The sequence below is a fragment of the Gilliamella sp. B3817 genome, from assembly GCF_026536705.1.
GTDB classification, from domain to species: domain Bacteria; phylum Pseudomonadota; class Gammaproteobacteria; order Enterobacterales; family Orbaceae; genus Gilliamella; species Gilliamella apicola_I.
The window spans coordinates 1-18,160 of sequence record NZ_JAFNNV010000005.1 but is presented as its reverse complement, the minus strand read 5'-3'; the positions used below and the strand labels follow the sequence as shown (position 1 = coordinate 18,160).

Below are 18,160 nucleotides of genomic sequence, written 5' to 3'. Positions count from 1 at the left end.
ACTTTTTGTCCATGTTGTATATCAACTCTGTTTTTATTCAATACTGATCTCCAACTACCACAACTAACGCTACGCAATAATACTCAATTTAAATTGACCACATGCCTAAAAAAGAAGCCATCAAAAAGTGAATAAAAAATCAACTTAATGCTTGATTTACATTTTAATGTGAATTATTATTCAAAAATATCGCATAATTATTAAATAGGAAATAAATCAAACATGAAAAAATTTAGCCATATCATTGCCAGAACGCCTGCCAAATCTCTAATTCATGGATTAACTTCAGCAAATTTAGGCAAGCCTGATTATCAAAAAGCCTTAGACCAACACAACAACTATATCCGAGCACTACAGCAATGTGATGTTGATATCACCCTATTACCCGCCGATGAACGTTTTCCAGATTCGGTCTTTGTTGAAGATGTTGCTCTGTGTACGCCACACTGTGCCATTATTACTAGACCAGGGGCAGAAAGTAGACGTAACGAGACTGAAATCATCATCGATACCATTGAACGATTTTACCCAAATAAAGTCGAAAAGATTACGGCTCCGGGCACGGTTGAAGCCGGTGATATTATGATGGTGGAAGATCACTATTATATCGGATTATCGGCACGTACTAATCAAGAAGGTGCTAATCAAATGATTGCTATATTACAAAAATATGGCTTAACCGGTTCGGTGGTCACGCTTGAAAAAGTGCTACATTTAAAAACAGGATTGGCTTATCTGGAAAACAACAATTTATTAGCAGCCGGCGAATTTATTACCAAACCCGAATTTCAACATCTGAACATTATTGAAATTCCTGAACAAGAAAGCTATGCCGCTAACTGTATTTGGGTTAATGATCGGGTCATCATGCCTGCTGGTTACCCAATCACTAAAGCTAAGATCGAAGCTTTAGGTTATCAAGTGATTGAGGTGGATACATCAGAATATCGCAAAGTCGATGGTGGTGTTAGCTGCATGTCATTACGATTTTAATTAAACGCTGCCAAAGCCGAATAAAACGCAAAATAAGACAAAATTATGAATACACCTACCCGTACAAAACTAGGCATACTTCCTTTAACCTTACTTGTGGTTGGCAGTATTGTTGGAAGTGGTATTTTTAGTTTACCGCAAAACATGGCTGAAGCGTCTGGTGCTGGCGCTATTTTAATTGCGTGGATCATAACGCTTTTTGGCATGTTAATGCTGACACGGATATTTCAGTATCTTTCGATTCGTTTTTATAAGATTAACGATGGTTTATATGGTTATGTCCGTGAAGGCTTTGGTGATTATATAGGATTCAACGCAGCTTGGGGATACTGGATATCTGCATGGATGTCGTGTGCCAGTTATTTAGTTATCTTATTTAGCGCGTTAGGATCATTTGATTGCTTTAGTTATTTTGGTAATGGCACAACCTTACCAGCAGTCATAGGCGGACTCATCTTTTTATGGCTGGTTAATGCCCTTGTTTTAAAAGGGATTTATCATGCTTTCTTATTAAATTGCTTAGTTACATTAGCAAAAATTGTCCCGATTGGTCTATTTATTGTCTGCATTATTCTTGCTTTCAAGGTTTCAACATTCAAAATTGACTTTTGGGGAACGCCACAACTTGGTTCAATCGTGGATCAAATAAAGCATACTATGCTTTATACCGTTTGGGTTTACTTAGGTATCGAAAGCGCAACTGTTTATGCTTCACGAGCCAAAAACATTTTAAGCATAAGCCGGGCAACTTTTTTTGGTTTTGCGATTACCAGTTTATTGCTCATCTGTGTGTCTGTTTTGTCGCTGGGTATTGTTCCTCAACAAGAACTGGCAGCAATGAAAAATCCTTCAATGGCTTTAGTCATTGAGCATGTAGTTGGCAGTTGGGGAGCAACGTTAATTAATATTGGGCTGATTGTTTCGGTTAGTGGTGGATTATTATCCTGGTTAATGCTTGCCGCTGAAATGCTATTTTTAACCGGACAAGGCAATAATCATACCGTTGCACGCTGTTTTGGCAAATTAAATAAAAATGGCACGCCTGCCAATGCATTATACTTAACATCAAGCTTGATCAGCCTATTGATTGTGCTTGCACATTTCTACCATTCGGGTTATAACACTTTAATCCAATTATCTACATCAATGGTACTGATACCCTATTTATTATCAGCACTATTCGTCTTTAAATTAGCCATAAAATCTCGCAAAGCTTACCTAATTTTTATTGGGGCTGCGGGATCGATTTATGGGGTATGGTTAATTTATGCTGGCGGGATGTCTTACCTATTATTATCAATGATACTGTATGCGATAGGACTCCTATTTTATTTATACGCACGCAAGCAGCGATCCCTATCTGCCTTCAGTTATGTTCATGACAAAATCTATGCAATCGCAATCATAATATTAGCCATTATTGCCGTTATGTATTTTTATGTCATACTGGATTAACTAACCCTTGGTGCTATTTTTGGAACAAATAAAAATCTGCTAATAGCGCTCTAAAAGCAGGCGAATACTGCCCATCATCACAACGCATACACAGTTGTTGTTCAATGACATGAGCATTAGGCTTTGGAGCAAACGCCATTAATGATAAAGAAAACTCTTTATCTGCCATGTATTTTACCTGCAACAATTGTTGTAAAAATAGATGATTTGATTCGCATAATTGCCTAAATTGATCTGCTAAATGATAAGGCAGCACCAAACAGAATAGACCGTCTGGCTTTAATAATCGTTTGACTGAATCAATAAGCTGTGTGTAGTTTAAACTTTCTGTATAACGGGCTAATTGCCTTTGGTTCGTTCGACAATCCACGGCCGACTCAAAATAAGGCGGATTGGTCACAATCAAATCATAACCATTGTCACTCTTCACCTGAAAACGATTAATATCACCCTGTATTGTTGATACAGATTTAAAGCCTGCTTGTTGGCAATTTTGTTGACATTGATTGACCGCTTGCGCATCAATATCAACTGCATCAATTTGACAAGCTTGATGTTCAAGGCGCTGTGCAAGCATTAACGCAATCACGCCACAACCACAACCGATATCAAGCACCTTATGAGTTGAAGAAAAGATCGGAGCCCATGCCCCTAGTAAACAACTATCAGTGGTGATTTTCATCGGACTTTTGTCATGCGCAACAAAAAAGCGCTTAAACGTAAAGCCCCCTTTTTTTAACGATTGTGATTTATTTTGCATGGATAAATTTTTTAAATAACGGTTTATTCGACGCCACCGCATCCGCCCAGCGTGTAGGTTCAGGCAAACGATAACCACGTAAACATAAATTGACCCAATTCAATGCACTCGCTTGGCTAATACGATGACCCGATGAAATAAATAACGGATTACAATTATTCTTGCTTTGTAATACCCAACCAATCTGTTGCTGTTTATCGGTGAGTGGCGTCACTTGACCGGCGACTTTAGGTAATGGATTATAATGACCGCAAAGGCGTTTTTTAGCGACACCAATGGTTGGCATATCCAATAGTAAACCAAGATGACTGGCAATACCTAATCGCCTTGGATGCGCAACGCCTTGACCATCAACCAATAATAAATCAGGTTTATGTTCGACCTGCTCCCAAGCAGAAAGTAAAGCAGGATACTCCCGAAAAGATAAATAACCAGGAATATAAGGAAACTCGGTTTTTAATCGCGCGACATGATATTCAACCACATCAAAATCCGGATACGTTAAAATCACAATAGCGGCACGGGTGGTTTTGCCTTCATCTTCAAAGCCCACGTCGGTACCACCAATTAAAGTGATTGATGAATTAAAATCATCGGTTAGGTTTACTTGTTCAGCTAATTGCTGCTGGGTTAGTTTCAATTGTTCTAAATTAATAGACATTTTCTTTCTGCTGAGTATTATTAACGGCAATAAATGATTTTACCAGAATTAGTATGCCATATACATTAGCAAATCCAACCGAACTGACAGAAGAAATTAAAAAAAGCCGCTTTATTGTCAATGCGGCGCCCGTTATTAATGCCCAGCAAGCAACGGATTTTATCGATCAAATTAGCGATCCTAACGCAACCCATAATTGTTGGGCATGGAAAATTGGTCAACAGTATCGATTTAATGATGATGGCGAACCAACCAGCACCGCAGGGCGTCCGATTCTATCAGCGATTGAAGGACAAGATTGTGATCAAGTTGTGGTGGTGGTAACTCGTTATTTTGGCGGAATCAAACTTGGCACAGGTGGCTTGATACGTGCCTATGGTGGATCTGCAAGTCATTGTCTACAACAAGCAGAATTGATTGAACTTATTGCCCGAATACCTTTGCAATTTCACTGCTATTATAATGAATGGCCAATTATAGAAAATCGCTTAAAAGAACTGGATGCACTGATTGAAAATCAAGATTTTGATGCCATAGGGGTAAACGTCAATATTGCCATTACGCAAGACAAATTGCTTTCGCTACAAAAAAGCATCAGTGATATTACTCGTGGTAGAGTGATAATACCAGTATAAATCCTGTTGGTTAATTTCCGTTGGATGTTCACAAAGTCATAACTGTCACTATTTCTATAATATTGCTAAAGCTTTTTTATTAAAAAATGGCTTGCTACGAAATTCTTAAATTATCACTGAGCACTACCGATAACTCTATACTCTGAGCAAGCAAGAAATAAAGCGATATAGAATGTGTTTTTCATTTATTATGCTGGTTTATCCTTGTGTATACAGGGAACACTTAAATTTCATCACTCCCGTGCAGGGATTGCTCGGTTTATCCCTGTGTATACAGGGAACACAACTCAATAAAAGCCTCGATGTCCCCTAAGCACGGTTTATCCCTGTGTATACAGGGAACACATGCATTTGGAATAACACTTAATGCATCTAATCGGTTTATCCCTGTGTATACAGGGAACACGAACATATCTAACACTAATAGCGTATCAGCGACGGTTTATCCCTGTGTATACAGGGAACACCATCACGAAAAACCACCGCGCCAGCCCGCACGGGGTTTATCCCTGTGTATACAGGGAACACGCGCATTAATTGCTTTTTTAGCTGCTGGACTCTCGGTTTATCCCTGTGTATACAGGGAACACTTGATGACACAGACGAGCTAAAACCGTACACACGGTTTATCCCTGTGTATACAGGGAACACGGACAACAGCGGTCTATCAAATGTTGACGCCCCGGTTTATCCCTGTGTATACAGGGAACACAAATACGTTAGCCATTTTAATTAATTCAGGCGCGGTTTATCCCTGTGTATACAGGGAACACTCGAACATCTCAATTGCCTCGATGACATCACCCGGTTTATCCCTGTGTATACAGGGAACACTCTTTACGTTTAGCGTGCCCGACCAACGCAACCGGTTTATCCCTGTGTATACAGGGAACACTCAGTATTGTCAAAATTAATTTTTGGTGTGCGCGGTTTATCCCTGTGTATACAGGGAACACAATTCCCAATGCTGTTGTTGATGAATTAATGGCGGTTTATCCCTGTGTATACAGGGAACACTAAGTAAACAATCTTCAAATTCGACTTTAGCGCCGGTTTATCCCTGTGTATACAGGGAACACTATAATTTCAACAATAAACATTTTTATTTCCTCGGTTTATCCCTGTGTATACAGGGAACACTCTAATTATAACCTATTGTTTATTAATTAAAATAGTTGGGTGAAAAATTCTACCGATTTTTTGTTGTTTTTTTAAGCGATTAAATTTAATGCGCACTAGAGATATAATTCTATATTTATCATATAGTTATTTTCAGTTTCATAGTTTTTTAGCGGTGCTCTTTTTGGCAACTTTTACTATGTACCGAGCAATTTTTGATAACAAGATAACATGTTACTTTTCGGTGGATGATATTAACGAACTACTCAATATTAATCTTGACTTTGCTCCTTGCTTTATTTGTTCGGGTCGCTGCTGCTGTCATCGCTTTTGTCTGACTGTGTTATTAGTCGTGGTTGGCATCGGTTGATTATGGGATATCGCCATTAACTGATTCCATAATGACTCTTCTTTTGCGGGTTCTACTTTAGCTTTATCAAAATCGTAAACTTCACCCTTACCAACCACATTATCCGTTCTTGGGGTAAAAAAGCTGGAGGGCGTAACAGTTGAAATTTCCAGCCACTTTAATCCATCAGATATCGCCAACTCCACCGGAGTTTGGTTCGGATTGGTTAACGATTTAATCGTTATTTTTCCTTCAAACACAGATTTTTCACCATTAAAAACTAACAATGTTTAATTACTCTTCTTTGATTTCTCGATTATAATCCGATGCCCATTGATATGTACCGCTGACACCAGTCATAGTTGTTAATTTTCCATTACTTGACACCTTATAACTGTGAATCCCAGGAAATGGTTCCCCATTGACTTGTTTTTTAAAATATCGAAATCGTTTATATATTTGTGGGTCTTTGACCCAATCCGGCACATTTTCAAGGTGATAAGTATAATAGACATCCCGCACCGTGCCCCCCCCAACCCCGTTAATGGTATCTTTTGTGCGGGTGATTTTGTCTACCACCACCCGACCAAAACAAAAATTGGTATTACCCAATGCAAATTTTACGTATTTGCGTCCTAAATCGGTCAGGTCGTAACGATACGTTGCCCTGCCGTCAACTTCGCCAGCGTATTCCTCCGTAAAAAAACCTATTCCCGCAAACAGGTGCAAACTACCATTTTTTAATCGATTGAAAATCGCCTTTTGTGTTTCTGGCGAATATGGCAAATCCTGCCCTTGCATATAATAGGTGGTATACGGGTACATGGATTGTGTCACTCTACCCACCATCATGCATAATGCTTTATCGCCTGTTGGGTTATGATTGTCATAAACGTTTTGAATCTTCTCTTTATAAGGATAATTATCGCACCCCGTTAACAGTAAACTGCTGACAGTGAATATTAAAAGTGTGGTTATATTTGTTTTAATTTGCATGGTGATATCCTGTTAATTTTTTATATAGTGGTGTGACAGTAAGTACGGTGTGCGCCCTTTGGCTTGTTTTGGGGTGTTCGGGTCATCACTTTGACTTTGGTCGGCATTCTCATCCAGCTTGCCTTCTGGCCAGTAATTGACCCTAATGGTGACATCATAATCCCCTCTGATTTGACCTAAGCACCATTTAATTAAATACAACCCAATCTTTGGTGCTTCAAACACAGATTTTTCACCATTAAAAACTAACAATGTTTAATCACTCTTCTTTGATTTCTTCATTAAAATCCGATGCCCATTGATATGTACCGCTGACACCAGTCATAGTTGTTAATTTTCCATTACTTGACACCTTATAACTGTGAATCCCAGGAAATGGTTCCCCATTCACTTGTTTTTTAAAATATCGAAATCGTTTATATATTTGTGGGTCTTTGACCCAATCCGGCACATTTTCAAGGTGATAGGTAAAATAGACATCCCGCACGGTGCCCCCCCCGACCCCGTTAATGGTGTCTTTTGTGCGGTTAATTTTGTCTACCACCACCCGACCAAAACAAAAATTGGTTTCACCAAATGTAAATTTTACGTATTTTCGCCCTAAATCGGTCAGGTCGTAACGGTACGTCGCTCTGCCGTCAACTTCGCCGGCGTACTCCTCCGTAAAAAAACCTATCCCAGCGAACAGGTGTAAACCATCATTTTTTGCTCGATTATTAAATGCCTTTCTTCTTTCTTGTGCAAACGGTAGATCTTGTCCCTCTATATAATAGGTGGTATACGGATACATGGATTGTGTCACGCTACCCACCATCATACACAATGCTTTATCGCCTGTTGGGTTATGGTTATCATAAACATTTTGAATCTTTTCTTTATACGGATAAGTATCGCACCCCGTTAACAGTAAACTGCTGACAGTGAATATTAAAAGTGTGGTTATATTTGTTCTAATTTGCATGGTGTTATCCTGTTTAACTTTTTATATAGTGGTGTGACAGTAAGTACGGTGTGCGCTCTTTGGCTTGTTTTGGGGTGTTCAGGTCGCTGCTGCTGTCATCGCTTTGACTTTGCTCGGCACTCTCATCCAGCTTGCCTTCTGGCCAATAATTGACCCTAATGGTGACATCATAACTCCCTCTGATTTGACCTAAGCACCATTTAATCAAAAACAGACCAATTTTTGGCGCTTCAAACACAGATTTTTCACCATTTAAAACTAACAATGTTTAATCACTCTTCTTTGATTTCTTCATTAAAATCCGATGCCCATTGATAAGCACCACTTTCGCCAGTCATGGTTGTTAACTTTCCATTACTTGACACCTTATAACTGTGAATCCCGGAAAATGGTTCCCCATTGACTTGTTTTTTAAAATATCGAAATCGTTTATATATTTGTGGATCTTTCACCCAATCCGGCACATTTTCAAGATGATAAGTAAAATAGACATCCCGCACCGTGCCCCCCCCGACACCGTTAATGGTGTCTTTTGTGCGGTTAATTTTGTCTACCACCACCCGACCAAAACAAAAATTGGTTTCACCAAATGCAAATTTTACGTATTTTCGCCCTAAATCGGTCAGGTCGTAACGATACGTCGCTCTGCCGTCAACTTCGCCAGCAAACTCTTCCGTAAAAAAACCTATACCGGCAAAAAGATGCAAACTGTCATTTTTTAAACGATTATAATTCGCTTTTTGGGTACTCGAAGAAAAAGGCAAATCCTGTCCTTGCATATAAAAGGTAGTATACGGGTACATGGATTGTGTCACGCTACCCACCATCATACATTTTGCTTTATCGCCTGTTGGGTTATGGTTATCGTAAACTTCTTGTATCTTTTCTTTATACGGATAAGTATCGCACCCCGTTAACAGTAGGCTGCTTAACGTTAGGATTATTAATGGTTTTAGACATGTTCTATTTTGCATGATAATATCCTGTTTAATTTTTTATATAGTGGTGTGACAGTAAGTACGGTGTGCGCTCTTTGGCTTGTTTTGGAGTGTTCGGGTCATCACTTTGACTTTGATCGCCACTCTCATCCAACTTGCCTTCTGGCCAGTAATTAACCCTAATGGTGACATCATAATTCCCTCTGATTTGACCTAAGCACCATTTAATTAAATACAACCCAATCTTTGGTGCTTCATACACAGATTTTTCACCATTTAAAACTAACAAATTTCAATTACTCTTCTTTGATTTCTTCATTAAAATCATATGCCCATTGATATGAAGCACTTTCGCCTGTCATGGTTGTTAATTTTCCATTACTTGACACCTTATAACTGTGAATCCCAGGAAATGGTTCCCCATTAATTTGTTTTTTAAAATATCCAAATCGTTTATATATTTGTGGGTCTTTGACCCAATCCGGCACATTTTCAAGGTGATAAGTAAAATAGACATCCCGCACCGTGCCCCCCCCCACCCCGTTAATGGTGTCTTTTGTGCGGTTAATTTTGTCTACCACCACCCGACCAAAACAAAAATTGGTTTCACCCAATGCAAATTTTACGTATTTTCGCCCTAAATCGGTGAGGTCGTAACGATACGTCGCTCTGCCGTCAACTTCGCCGGCGTACTCTTCAGTAAAAAAACCTATCCCGGCAAACAGGTGCAAACTGTCATTTTTTAATCGATTATAATTCGCTTCTTGAGTGCTTGGAGAAAAAGGCAAATCCTGCCCTTTCATATAGTAGGTGGTATAGGGATACATTGAGGATGTGATATCCCCCACCATCATACATTTTGCTGTATTGCCTGTTGGGTTATTGTAATCGTTAGATTCTTGAATCTTTTCTTTATACGGATAAGTATCGCACCCCGTTAACAGTAAAGCGCTGACAGTGAATATTAAAAGTGTGGTTATATTTATTTTAGTTTGCATGGTGTTATCCTGTTAATCTTTTAAATAGTGGTAGGACAGTAAGTACGGCGTGCGCTCTTTGGCTTGTTTTGGTGTGTTCGGATCGCTGCTGCTGTCATCGCTTTGACTTTGGTCGGCATTTTCGTCCAGCTTGCCTTCTGGCCAGTAATTGACCCTGATAGTCACGTCATGCTTCCCTTTGATTTTACCTAAGCTCCATTTAATTAAATACAGACCAATTTTTGGCGCTTCTGACTCATCGTTTTTGTCTGATTGTGTGTTATTAGTCGTCGTTGGCATCGGTTGATTATGGGATATCGCCATTAACTGATTCCATAATGACTCTTCTTTTGCGGGCTCTGCTTTAGTATTATCAAAATCATAAATTTCACCTTTACCAACCATATTATCCGTTCTTGGGGTAAAAAAGCTAGAAGGGGTAATGATGCTCTAAATCCATTTGATATCGACAACTCCACCGGTGTTTGATTCGGATTGGTTAACGATTTAGTCGTTATTTTCCCTTCAAATACAGATTTTTCACCATTAAAAACTAACAATGCTTAATTACTCTTCTTTGATTTCTCGATTAAAATCCGATGCCCATTGATAAGAAGCACTTTCGCCGGTCATGGTTGTTAACTTTCCACTACTTGACACACTATAACTGTGAATCCCGGGAAATGGCTCCCCATTCACTTGTTCTTTAAAATATCGAAATCGTTTATATATTTGTGGGTCTTTGACCCAATCCGGCACATTTTCAAGGTGATAAGTATAATAGACATCCCGCACGGTGCCCCCCCCTACCCCGTTAATGGTGTCTTTTGTGCGGTTAATTTTGTCCACTACCACCCGACCAAAACAAAAATTGGTATTACCCAATGCAAATTTTACGTATTTTCGTCCTAAATCGGTCAGGTCATAACGGTACGTTGCTCTGCCGTCAACTTCGCCGGCATATTCCTCCGTAAAAAAACCTATCCCAGCAAAAAGGTGCAAACTGTCGTTTTTTAATCGATTAAAAATTGCTTCTTGTGTTTCTGGCGAATATGGCAAATCCTGCCCTTGCATATAATAGGTGGTATAGGGGTACATGGATTTTGTCACTCTGCCCACCATCATACATTTTGCTGTATTGCCTGTTGGGTTATTGTAATCGTTAGATTCTTGAATTTTTTCTTTATACGGATAAGTATCGCACCCGGTTAACAGTAAAGCGCTGACAGTGAATATTAAAAGTGTGGTTATATTTGTTTTAATTTGCATGGTGTTATCCTGTTAATCTTTTATATAGTGGTAGGACAGTAAGTACGGCGTGCGCTCTTTTACTGTTTTTGGGGTGTTCGGGTCGCTGCTGCTGTCATCGCTTTGACTTTGATCGGCACTCTTATCCTGCTTGCCTTCTGGCCAGTAATTGACCCTGATAGTCACGTCATACTTTCCTTTGATTTTACCTAAGCTCCATTTAATTAAATACAGACCAATTTTTGGCGCTTCTGACTCGTCGCTTTTGTCTGATTGTGTGTTATCGGTCGTGGTTGGCATCGGTTGATTATGGGATATCGCCATTAACTGATTCCATAATGACTCTTCTTTTGCAGGCTCTGCTTTAGTTTCATCCATTCTATAAAGTTCACCTTTACCAACCGCATTATCCGTTCTTGGGGTAAAAAAGCTGGAGGTAGTAACCGGCGAAATTTCCAGCCACTCTAATCCTCGCGAAATAGTTAATTCCACCGGTGTTTGATTCGGATTGGTTAACGATTTAATCGTTATTTTGCCTTCAAATACGGATTTTCCTTCATTAAAATCCGGCAAATTCAACGTCAGTATTGGACTATATTCTCTTACAACCTTGCGATATTTTTCTCCGTCAACGGGGACAAATTCAATCGGCGCATTTGTTTCTTCTGATTCTAAAAGACAACGCCCTTTTCTGATCGCTAAATAGTAATCCTGATCCGACAGTAACATACATTTTGGCGTCGGTAAGTAATACGGTGGATATTTGGATTCTCGAAAGTCAAAGTTGCCCAGCATACAGCGGTTTAGCCATTTACTGAATTCATCCCAGTCATCGCCGTTATCGTAATAAATGGCATTGATAATTAGAATACCGACCGTTATGATGATAAATAAAATCTGTCCCCACACTGGAATACAGTTACTAAATGCTGCAAAGCTTAATATCAAACTCAGTACACCGGTTACGCAAATGACGCCGGAACCGGTATTCCCTTCATTAAAACTTTTGATTGCTTGAGCAAGCGATAACACACTGTCAATCACATTAACCACATTGGCAACCCCTTTTAGAACTTTTAGCGCTTTGTTGATCTGTGCTAATCTTGATACTCGCTCCATAAATAATGAGGACGATGATTTTCGCAACGCAACGCTCAATAATTTTGTAACTGTTAATATTATTTCGGTGGTGGATACGATTAAGGCGGTATAATTTGCCAATACGCGAAATTTCATGATCGCTTTTGATGCCGGATCCTGTATTTTATCTAACTGATTAATCATATCCTTTAAACTGGTTGCCTGAAAATATAAACCGATACTTCCCAGTACAAAACTTTTCGAGGTATCGTAAATTTCCATATATCGTTTTTGTCGGGGTAACGTTTCAGATAAATAGTTAATTTCATTTGCGTCCAGTGTGACACCATTGACTTCTATCATATTAGGCGTGATATTCTTTAATACCCCCTGAGAAAGCCCCCCTTTTTGTGTGAAACCCTTTTCAAATTCTTGCAGACGTTGCTGATTTTCAAACGCAACCAGCATATTTATTTCAACCACTTCTTTGCCTATTGACTTGTTACCATTTTGTTGAATATGCCAACGGTCCTTATTTTGTGACTGGACCAAATTGATGACGGTCCCTTTATTAGTGGTCATTTGTGTGTTGTTGAAAAATGGCATTAATTCATGATTTTTTTTCAAATATTGGTTTAATCCATTTATTGACATTCGAACTTTGTATTGACGTATTTTTTCAGGTCCGTTTAATTTAAACAAGCCAATTATATTAAAATACTGCGTTTGTAATTTTATCTGATTGATTTTTACATTATTCTGCATCGCTCTGGTTGCCCCATCAACACTTGAGTTAATGAGCTTTTCAACTATCAGGCTACCGATATCCAGATTGACTTTAAAATCTAAACCCATAATACTTCTGGTTGTGTTGAAAATGACTTTAGGGGTTAACCCCATATCGGAAAGTGTTGATTCATCTTTGTTATTCATTTTAGCAAGATATTGAATAACCGACAGGTTTGAACCTTGTTGTGAAGATTCGTCCTCTTTTTGGGAACTGTTATCGGTATTTTTTTGTGATTTTTCACCAAACAGATAAAAATAAATCGACTCTTCATTATTAAGTAGCATGCCCCAAAATACGGAATGTTCCGGTAGTGTCAAGGTACCTAAACTGGCACTATCGATTATCAGTAAAAACGTGAAAAAGAAGTTAATATGCATATCCGATAAATCAGGCAAAAGTTCGTTGCGCCAAAAAGGAAGTTGATTGTAACGGCTTGGTAAGGTCACGCTGATTTTATTGGCTGTTTCGCCCTGATTTTCTATCTGAAAATGAGTTGAACTTTCGCCAAATAACCACATTAAGTAGTTATAATAGTCCTTCGAAGCATTCGACACAAATGTGGTTAAGGATTCTTTACCCGCTTTTTCTAACGCTTCAAAATTGTCTAACGAAGGTTGATTCAGGCGTTTTTTACGTTTATCCCAGTCACTATTGAGTATTTTGTCAGCATAAGCTCCTTTTGCTTTTTCAAGATTGTAAAAATGAACTACTTTAACACTATCAATTCTTTTCAATCGGGATGATTTACTGCCATTGTTCTTTTTGTACAGTGCCAGTAACTCTTGTTGTTGCTCCGGCGTTAATTTATATTCTTTGTACTCACCTAATCCATATTGAGGTAGTCGCTTATCTTCAAGCCCGAGCACGCTTAATTGACGACAATACATATAACCAAAATGTGCAAGATGGTCTTTTCTATTCGACTCGTCTCGACTCACACCTAATTGTTTTGCTAATAGCTCTTCACCGACCGCATCCAATACTCGAATCTTATCAATCTCATTAAGCTCAGACATTTTTTTTCGATCTGTTGCATAATAGTTTAAAATATTATTTTGCTTTATAAAACTTAAATTTCTTTCTCTTTTTGTTACATCATTGACCGTATATATCTTGTCTTCTTCAATGCTTGAATCATAATTATGCGCTGAATCATAAAATAAAAACAGATAACTTTCATTTACATCAGATTTTGAAACCGGTGAACGTAACAGTGCTTTATACTGCTCGATTTGTTGATATTGACGACGGGCATAATTAAATTCAGGTTTAAAATAGCTTATTGGATAGCTTTTTATGGTTGCTTTTTCACTTTTAAAATGGGCCGCTAACTGGTCTCGACCATGTCTGGATTGCATAGCTATCGCTAAAGGATGATTAGTGGCGTGCCGTTCAGTTTCATAAATTACATCGTGAGTGCCTGTTCGAACTAATTGATGAAACTGTTTCGCTTCTTTTTCGTAATTTTGATTCGGTGTAACCTGATTCATCAATCCTTCAACCACCGGGGTTAATTTTTGCCGCCTTTGAATTGACAGCTCTTCAGCCAGACCTAACGGGTCTTCTACAACCAGTGCGGATATCTCTCCTTGATAATGGACATTGGAGTTGTAATTTTTTAATGTATTTTTCAAGGCTTCAGATGCTTCATTTGAATTTAACGAATTAAAATGGCTTGCTGTATAAAATAGCCAAAGATAAGATTCGTTAAATCCATTAGCCATTAGATGAAGATAGGTGGACAATGAATACTTCATTTTGCCAAAAATACCTTTTCTAACCGAATCAATAAACGGTTTTATATTTTTTGCTTGTGACCCCAATGATGGAGCTTTTTGGCTATGAGCCTTTCTTCCTTTCTCTTCAAAATAATCTTTTACAAACTGATTATCACATTCCATCTCTAATAAATATCGACTTTTAAACATAAAGTCATTGAAAGGAAAACTTCGTCCTTGAGGCGAAATATTCAGCGCCTTTTCTTGTGTCAAATCGACTTCGCTGAAGCGTTGTAACCGTTCTTCTTTATTTTTTCGATAATGTTTTACCGTGGCAAGCTTCCAACGTACCGATGAGTAAGCGACCCATGCTTTGTCATATACACGGTTGTCTATAGTAATAAACATCCCTTTTACATTGTGATTATCTTCAATACAACTGAGGGGGATCTCTTTGGGTCTTGACCCTTTTACATCACGAAATTCGCGTAATCGCATCGCACCTGAATAGGTCACTTCATAGACCATGATTTCAAGCTTCCTGTCTTTTTTATTTTTGATTGGATTGCATAAAATATATACATACCCTTCACGTAAGGTTCTGTACACATATTGATATTCTAACAGTTTCTCTTCCGGCTCTCTGTCCCCTAGCGAAACCATGCCTTGCGACCAATTAATGTCTTTTCTAAACTTGATAGGAACAATCGATTTTCGCACTAAAAAAATCGGAAACCCCTTCCGTTGACAAACGCCACATTGACCATTACTTAACACCAACGCTTTTTTATTCGCTTCGTTAACTAATTCGGGATTAAAACTTTCTTCCTGAGGATTTTCTAATCCTTCTATTTTATATCTTTTTTGTTTTTTTTGGTGATTCATTTTTACCGTGCTAATTACATCTTAGTCCGTATACAAACATTACTCTTCTTTGATTTCTTCATTAAAATCCGATGCCCATTTATATGTACCGCTGACACCAGTCATAGTTGTTAATTTTCCATTACTTGACACCTTATAACTGTGAATCCCGGGAAATGGTTCCCCATTGACTTGTTCTTTAAAATATCGAAATCGTTTATATATTTGTGGATCTTTGACCCAATCCGGCACATTTTCAAGGTGATAGGTAAAATAGACATCCCGCACGGTGCCCCCCCGACCCCGTTAATGGTGTCTTTTGTGCGGTTAATTTTGTCCACCACTACCCGACCAAAACAAAAATTAGTATAACCAAATGCAAATTTTAAGTATTTTCGCCCTAAATCGGTCAGGTCGTAACGATACGTCGCTCTGCCGTCAACTTCGCCAACATACTCTTCCGTAAAAAAACCTATCCCGGCAAACAGGTGCAAACTGTCATTTTTCAATCGATTATAGTTCGCTTCTTGAGTGCTTGAAGAAAAAGGCAAATCCTGCCCTTTCATATAATAAGTTGTATAGGGATACATTGAGGATGTAATATCACCCACCATCATGCATAATGCTTTATCACCAGTTGGGTTATGATTGTCATAAACGTTTTGAATCTTCTCTTTATAAGGATAAGTATCGCACCCCGTTAACAGTAAACTGCTGACAGTGAATATTAAAAGTGTGATTAGACTAGCTTTAGTTTGCATGTTGATATCCTGTTTAATTTTTTATATAGTGGTGTGACAGTAAGTACGGCGTGCGCTCTTTGGCTTGTTTCGATGTGTTCGGGTCGCTACTGCTGTCATCGCTTTGACTTTGGTCGGCACTCTCGTCCAGCTTGCCTTCTGGCCAGTAATTGACCCTAATGGTGACATCATAATCCCCTCTGATTTGCCCTAAGCACCATTTAATTAAATACAACCCAATCTTTAGTGCTTCATACACAGATTTTTCACCATTTAAAACTAACAATGTTTAATTACTCTTCTTTGATTTCTTCATTAAAATCATATGCCCATTTATATCTGCCACTTTCGCCGGTCATGGTTGTTAATTTTCCATTACTTGACACCTTATAACTGTGCCATCCTTCAAATGGTTCCCCATTCACTTGTTTTTTAAAATATCCAAATCGTTTATATATTTGTGGGTCTTTGACCCAGTCCGGCACATTTTCAAGGTGATAAGTAAAATAGACATCCCGCACGGTGCCCCCCCCGACACCGTTAATGGTGTCTTTTGTGCGGTTAATTTTGTCTACCACCACCCGACCAAAACAAAAATTGGTTTCACCAAATGACCAGTCAACGTATTTTCGCCCTAAATCGGTCAGGTCGTAACGATACGTCGCTCTGCCGTCAACTTCGCCGGCGTATTCCTCCGTAAAAAAACCTATTCCGGCAAACAGATGCAAACTGTCATTTTTTAATCGATTGAAAATCGCTTTTTTTGTTTCTGACGAATACGGCAAATCCTGCCCTTGCATATAAAAGGTAGTATACGGGTACATGGATTTTGTCACGCTACCCACCATCATACATTTTGCTTTATCGCCTGTTGGGTTATTGTAATCATAAACTTCTTGAATCTTTTCTTTATACGGATAAGTATCGCACCCCGTTAACAGTAAACTGCTGACAGTGAATATTAAAAGTGTGGTTATATTTGTTCTAATTTGCATGGTGTGTTATCCTGTTTAACTTTTTATATAGTGGTGTGACAGTAAGTACGGTGTGCGCTCTTTGGCTTGTTTTGGGGTGTTCGGGTCGCTGCTGTTGTCATCACTTTGACTTTGGTCGGCACTCTCGTCCAGCTTGCCTTCTGGCCAGTAATTGACCCTAATGGTGACATCATAATCCCCTCTGATTTGACCTAAGCACCATTTAATTAAATACAAACCAATCTTTGGTGCTTCGGAGTCATCGCTTTTATTTGATTGTGTGTTATTGGTTGCTGTTGGCATCGGTTGATTATGGGATATCGCCATTAACTGATTCCATAATGACTCTTCTTTCGCGGGCTCTACTTTAGCTTTATCAAAATCGTAAACTTCACCCTCACCAACCTCATTATCCTTTCTTGGGGTAAAAAAGATGGAAGGGGTAACGGTCGAAATTTCCAGCCACTTTAATCCGTCAGATATCGCTAATTCCACTGGTGTTCGATCAGGATTGGTTAACGATTTAATCATCACTGTCCCTTCAAATACGGATTTTTCTTTATTAAAATCCGGCAAATTCAAGGTCAGCATCAAATCAGATTTATTCCCTAAAGTCCCTACAATACCAATGGTTGTGCTGGCTATATCGTCAAGAAAAGAGGTTTCTGATTCTAAAAGACAACGCCCATTTCTGACCGCTAAATAGTAATCCTGATCCGACAGTAACATACATTTTGGCGTCGGTAAGTAATACGGTGGGTATTTGGATTCTCGAAAGTCAAAGTTGCCCAGCATACAGCGGTTTAGCCATTTACTGAATTCATCCCAGTCATCGCCGTTATCGTAATAAATGGCATTGATAATTAGAATACCGACCGTTATGATGATAAATAAAATCTGTC

20 protein-coding genes and 1 CRISPR repeat array are annotated in these 18,160 nt (G+C 38.7%); of the genes, 3 read left to right on the top strand and 17 right to left on the bottom strand.

Annotated features, from left to right (window positions below):
* The first annotated feature begins 222 nt into the window (after positions 1 to 222).
* A complete protein-coding gene (gene ddaH, locus J3U36_RS07460) occupies positions 223 to 993 on the top strand; it encodes a dimethylargininase (protein WP_267359862.1) in 771 nt (256 codons plus the stop codon).
* A gap of 45 nt (positions 994 to 1,038) precedes the next feature.
* A complete protein-coding gene (locus J3U36_RS07455; protein WP_267352296.1) occupies positions 1,039 to 2,448 on the top strand; it encodes a basic amino acid/polyamine antiporter in 1,410 nt (469 codons plus the stop codon).
* Between the two features lie 13 nt (positions 2,449 to 2,461).
* Here J3U36_RS07455 and J3U36_RS07450 read toward each other — a convergent pair whose 3' ends face one another.
* Positions 2,462 to 3,208, bottom strand: a complete 747-nt coding sequence (locus tag J3U36_RS07450; protein ID WP_267378824.1) for a tRNA1(Val) (adenine(37)-N6)-methyltransferase — start codon at positions 3,206 to 3,208, stop codon at positions 2,462 to 2,464.
* On the bottom strand, positions 3,198 to 3,869 hold the full coding sequence (gene nfi, locus J3U36_RS07445) for a deoxyribonuclease V (RefSeq protein WP_267378827.1): 672 nt from the start codon (positions 3,867 to 3,869) through the stop codon (positions 3,198 to 3,200). The genes J3U36_RS07450 and nfi overlap by 11 nt, the downstream gene beginning before the upstream one ends.
* A 53-nt stretch (positions 3,870 to 3,922) precedes the next feature.
* Between nfi and J3U36_RS07440 the strand changes: the two genes are divergently transcribed.
* Positions 3,923 to 4,504 carry an IMPACT family protein gene (locus tag J3U36_RS07440; protein WP_065557677.1) on the top strand — a complete coding sequence of 194 codons (582 nt, stop codon included), beginning with the start codon at positions 3,923 to 3,925 and terminating at the stop codon, positions 4,502 to 4,504.
* A 194-nt stretch (positions 4,505 to 4,698) separates the two neighbouring features.
* Positions 4,699 to 5,644: direct repeats of the CRISPR family, unit length 29 nt; unit sequence CGGTTTATCCCTGTGTATACAGGGAACAC.
* A gap of 300 nt (positions 5,645 to 5,944) precedes the next feature.
* Here J3U36_RS07440 and J3U36_RS07435 read toward each other — a convergent pair.
* From J3U36_RS07435 to J3U36_RS07365, 15 genes are all read right to left on the bottom strand, one after another.
* The gene (locus J3U36_RS07435) at positions 5,945 to 6,259 is read right to left on the bottom strand and encodes a hypothetical protein (protein ID WP_267378829.1); all 315 of its coding nucleotides are present in this window, start codon (positions 6,257 to 6,259) and stop codon (positions 5,945 to 5,947) included.
* Positions 6,260 to 6,266: 7 nt separating this feature from the next.
* Complete coding sequence (locus tag J3U36_RS07430) at positions 6,267 to 6,968, bottom strand: hypothetical protein (protein WP_267385862.1); 702 nt, start codon at positions 6,966 to 6,968, stop codon at positions 6,267 to 6,269.
* Between the two features lie 12 nt (positions 6,969 to 6,980).
* A complete protein-coding gene (locus tag J3U36_RS07425; protein ID WP_267385861.1) occupies positions 6,981 to 7,220 on the bottom strand; it encodes a hypothetical protein in 240 nt (79 codons plus the stop codon).
* A gap of 7 nt (positions 7,221 to 7,227) precedes the next feature.
* A complete protein-coding gene (locus J3U36_RS07420) occupies positions 7,228 to 7,929 on the bottom strand; it encodes a hypothetical protein (RefSeq protein ID WP_267385860.1) in 702 nt (233 codons plus the stop codon).
* Between the two features lie 13 nt (positions 7,930 to 7,942).
* Positions 7,943 to 8,194: a hypothetical protein gene (locus J3U36_RS07415; RefSeq protein ID WP_267378835.1), complete on the bottom strand. Its 252-nt coding sequence runs from the start codon at positions 8,192 to 8,194 to the stop codon at positions 7,943 to 7,945.
* Positions 8,195 to 8,201: 7 nt separating this feature from the next.
* Positions 8,202 to 8,903, bottom strand: coding sequence for a hypothetical protein (locus J3U36_RS07410; RefSeq protein WP_267385859.1), 702 nt, complete (start codon positions 8,901 to 8,903; stop codon positions 8,202 to 8,204).
* Between the two features lie 13 nt (positions 8,904 to 8,916).
* On the bottom strand, positions 8,917 to 9,156 hold the full coding sequence (locus tag J3U36_RS07405) for a hypothetical protein (protein WP_267378837.1): 240 nt from the start codon (positions 9,154 to 9,156) through the stop codon (positions 8,917 to 8,919).
* Positions 9,157 to 9,163: 7 nt separating this feature from the next.
* Positions 9,164 to 9,865, bottom strand: coding sequence for a hypothetical protein (locus tag J3U36_RS07400; protein ID WP_267378840.1), 702 nt, complete (start codon positions 9,863 to 9,865; stop codon positions 9,164 to 9,166).
* Between the two features lie 12 nt (positions 9,866 to 9,877).
* Entirely contained in the window at positions 9,878 to 10,249 is a 372-nt protein-coding gene (locus J3U36_RS07395) for a hypothetical protein (RefSeq protein WP_267378843.1), read from the bottom strand.
* A 162-nt stretch (positions 10,250 to 10,411) separates the two neighbouring features.
* Positions 10,412 to 11,113 carry a hypothetical protein gene (locus tag J3U36_RS07390; RefSeq protein WP_267385858.1) on the bottom strand — a complete coding sequence of 234 codons (702 nt, stop codon included), beginning with the start codon at positions 11,111 to 11,113 and terminating at the stop codon, positions 10,412 to 10,414.
* Positions 11,114 to 11,125: 12 nt separating this feature from the next.
* Positions 11,126 to 15,565, bottom strand: coding sequence for a toxin VasX (locus tag J3U36_RS07385; RefSeq protein WP_267385857.1), 4,440 nt, complete (start codon positions 15,563 to 15,565; stop codon positions 11,126 to 11,128).
* A gap of 110 nt (positions 15,566 to 15,675) precedes the next feature.
* A complete protein-coding gene (locus tag J3U36_RS07380) occupies positions 15,676 to 16,305 on the bottom strand; it encodes a hypothetical protein (RefSeq protein WP_267379906.1) in 630 nt (209 codons plus the stop codon).
* A 13-nt stretch (positions 16,306 to 16,318) separates the two neighbouring features.
* Complete coding sequence (locus tag J3U36_RS07375; RefSeq protein ID WP_267385856.1) at positions 16,319 to 16,570, bottom strand: hypothetical protein; 252 nt, start codon at positions 16,568 to 16,570, stop codon at positions 16,319 to 16,321.
* A gap of 7 nt (positions 16,571 to 16,577) precedes the next feature.
* Positions 16,578 to 17,279: a hypothetical protein gene (locus tag J3U36_RS07370; RefSeq protein ID WP_267385855.1), complete on the bottom strand. Its 702-nt coding sequence runs from the start codon at positions 17,277 to 17,279 to the stop codon at positions 16,578 to 16,580.
* A gap of 15 nt (positions 17,280 to 17,294) precedes the next feature.
* A partial coding sequence (locus tag J3U36_RS07365; protein WP_267385853.1) for a hypothetical protein occupies positions 17,295 to 18,160 on the bottom strand: 866 nt, incomplete at its 5' end.

Excerpts from the sequence above, each read along its gene's own strand:
- ddaH (WP_267359862.1), top strand. The coding sequence starts at position 223 with ATGAAAAAATTTAGCCATATCATTGCCAGAACGCCTGCCAAATCTCTA.
- J3U36_RS07455 (WP_267352296.1), top strand. The coding sequence starts at position 1,039 with ATGAATACACCTACCCGTACAAAACTAGGCATACTTCCTTTAACCTTA.
- J3U36_RS07450 (WP_267378824.1), bottom strand. The coding sequence starts at position 3,208 with ATGCAAAATAAATCACAATCGTTAAAAAAAGGGGGCTTTACGTTTAAG.
- nfi (WP_267378827.1), bottom strand. The coding sequence starts at position 3,869 with ATGTCTATTAATTTAGAACAATTGAAACTAACCCAGCAGCAATTAGCT.
- J3U36_RS07440 (WP_065557677.1), top strand. The coding sequence starts at position 3,923 with ATGCCATATACATTAGCAAATCCAACCGAACTGACAGAAGAAATTAAA.
- J3U36_RS07430 (WP_267385862.1), bottom strand. The coding sequence starts at position 6,968 with ATGCAAATTAAAACAAATATAACCACACTTTTAATATTCACTGTCAGC.
- J3U36_RS07420 (WP_267385860.1), bottom strand. The coding sequence starts at position 7,929 with ATGCAAATTAGAACAAATATAACCACACTTTTAATATTCACTGTCAGC.
- J3U36_RS07410 (WP_267385859.1), bottom strand. The coding sequence starts at position 8,903 with ATGCAAAATAGAACATGTCTAAAACCATTAATAATCCTAACGTTAAGC.
- J3U36_RS07400 (WP_267378840.1), bottom strand. The coding sequence starts at position 9,865 with ATGCAAACTAAAATAAATATAACCACACTTTTAATATTCACTGTCAGC.
- J3U36_RS07395 (WP_267378843.1), bottom strand. The coding sequence starts at position 10,249 with ATGGTTGGTAAAGGTGAAATTTATGATTTTGATAATACTAAAGCAGAG.
- J3U36_RS07390 (WP_267385858.1), bottom strand. The coding sequence starts at position 11,113 with ATGCAAATTAAAACAAATATAACCACACTTTTAATATTCACTGTCAGC.
- J3U36_RS07385 (WP_267385857.1), bottom strand. The coding sequence starts at position 15,565 with ATGAATCACCAAAAAAAACAAAAAAGATATAAAATAGAAGGATTAGAA.
- J3U36_RS07380 (WP_267379906.1), bottom strand. The coding sequence starts at position 16,305 with ATGCAAACTAAAGCTAGTCTAATCACACTTTTAATATTCACTGTCAGC.
- J3U36_RS07370 (WP_267385855.1), bottom strand. The coding sequence starts at position 17,279 with ATGCAAATTAGAACAAATATAACCACACTTTTAATATTCACTGTCAGC.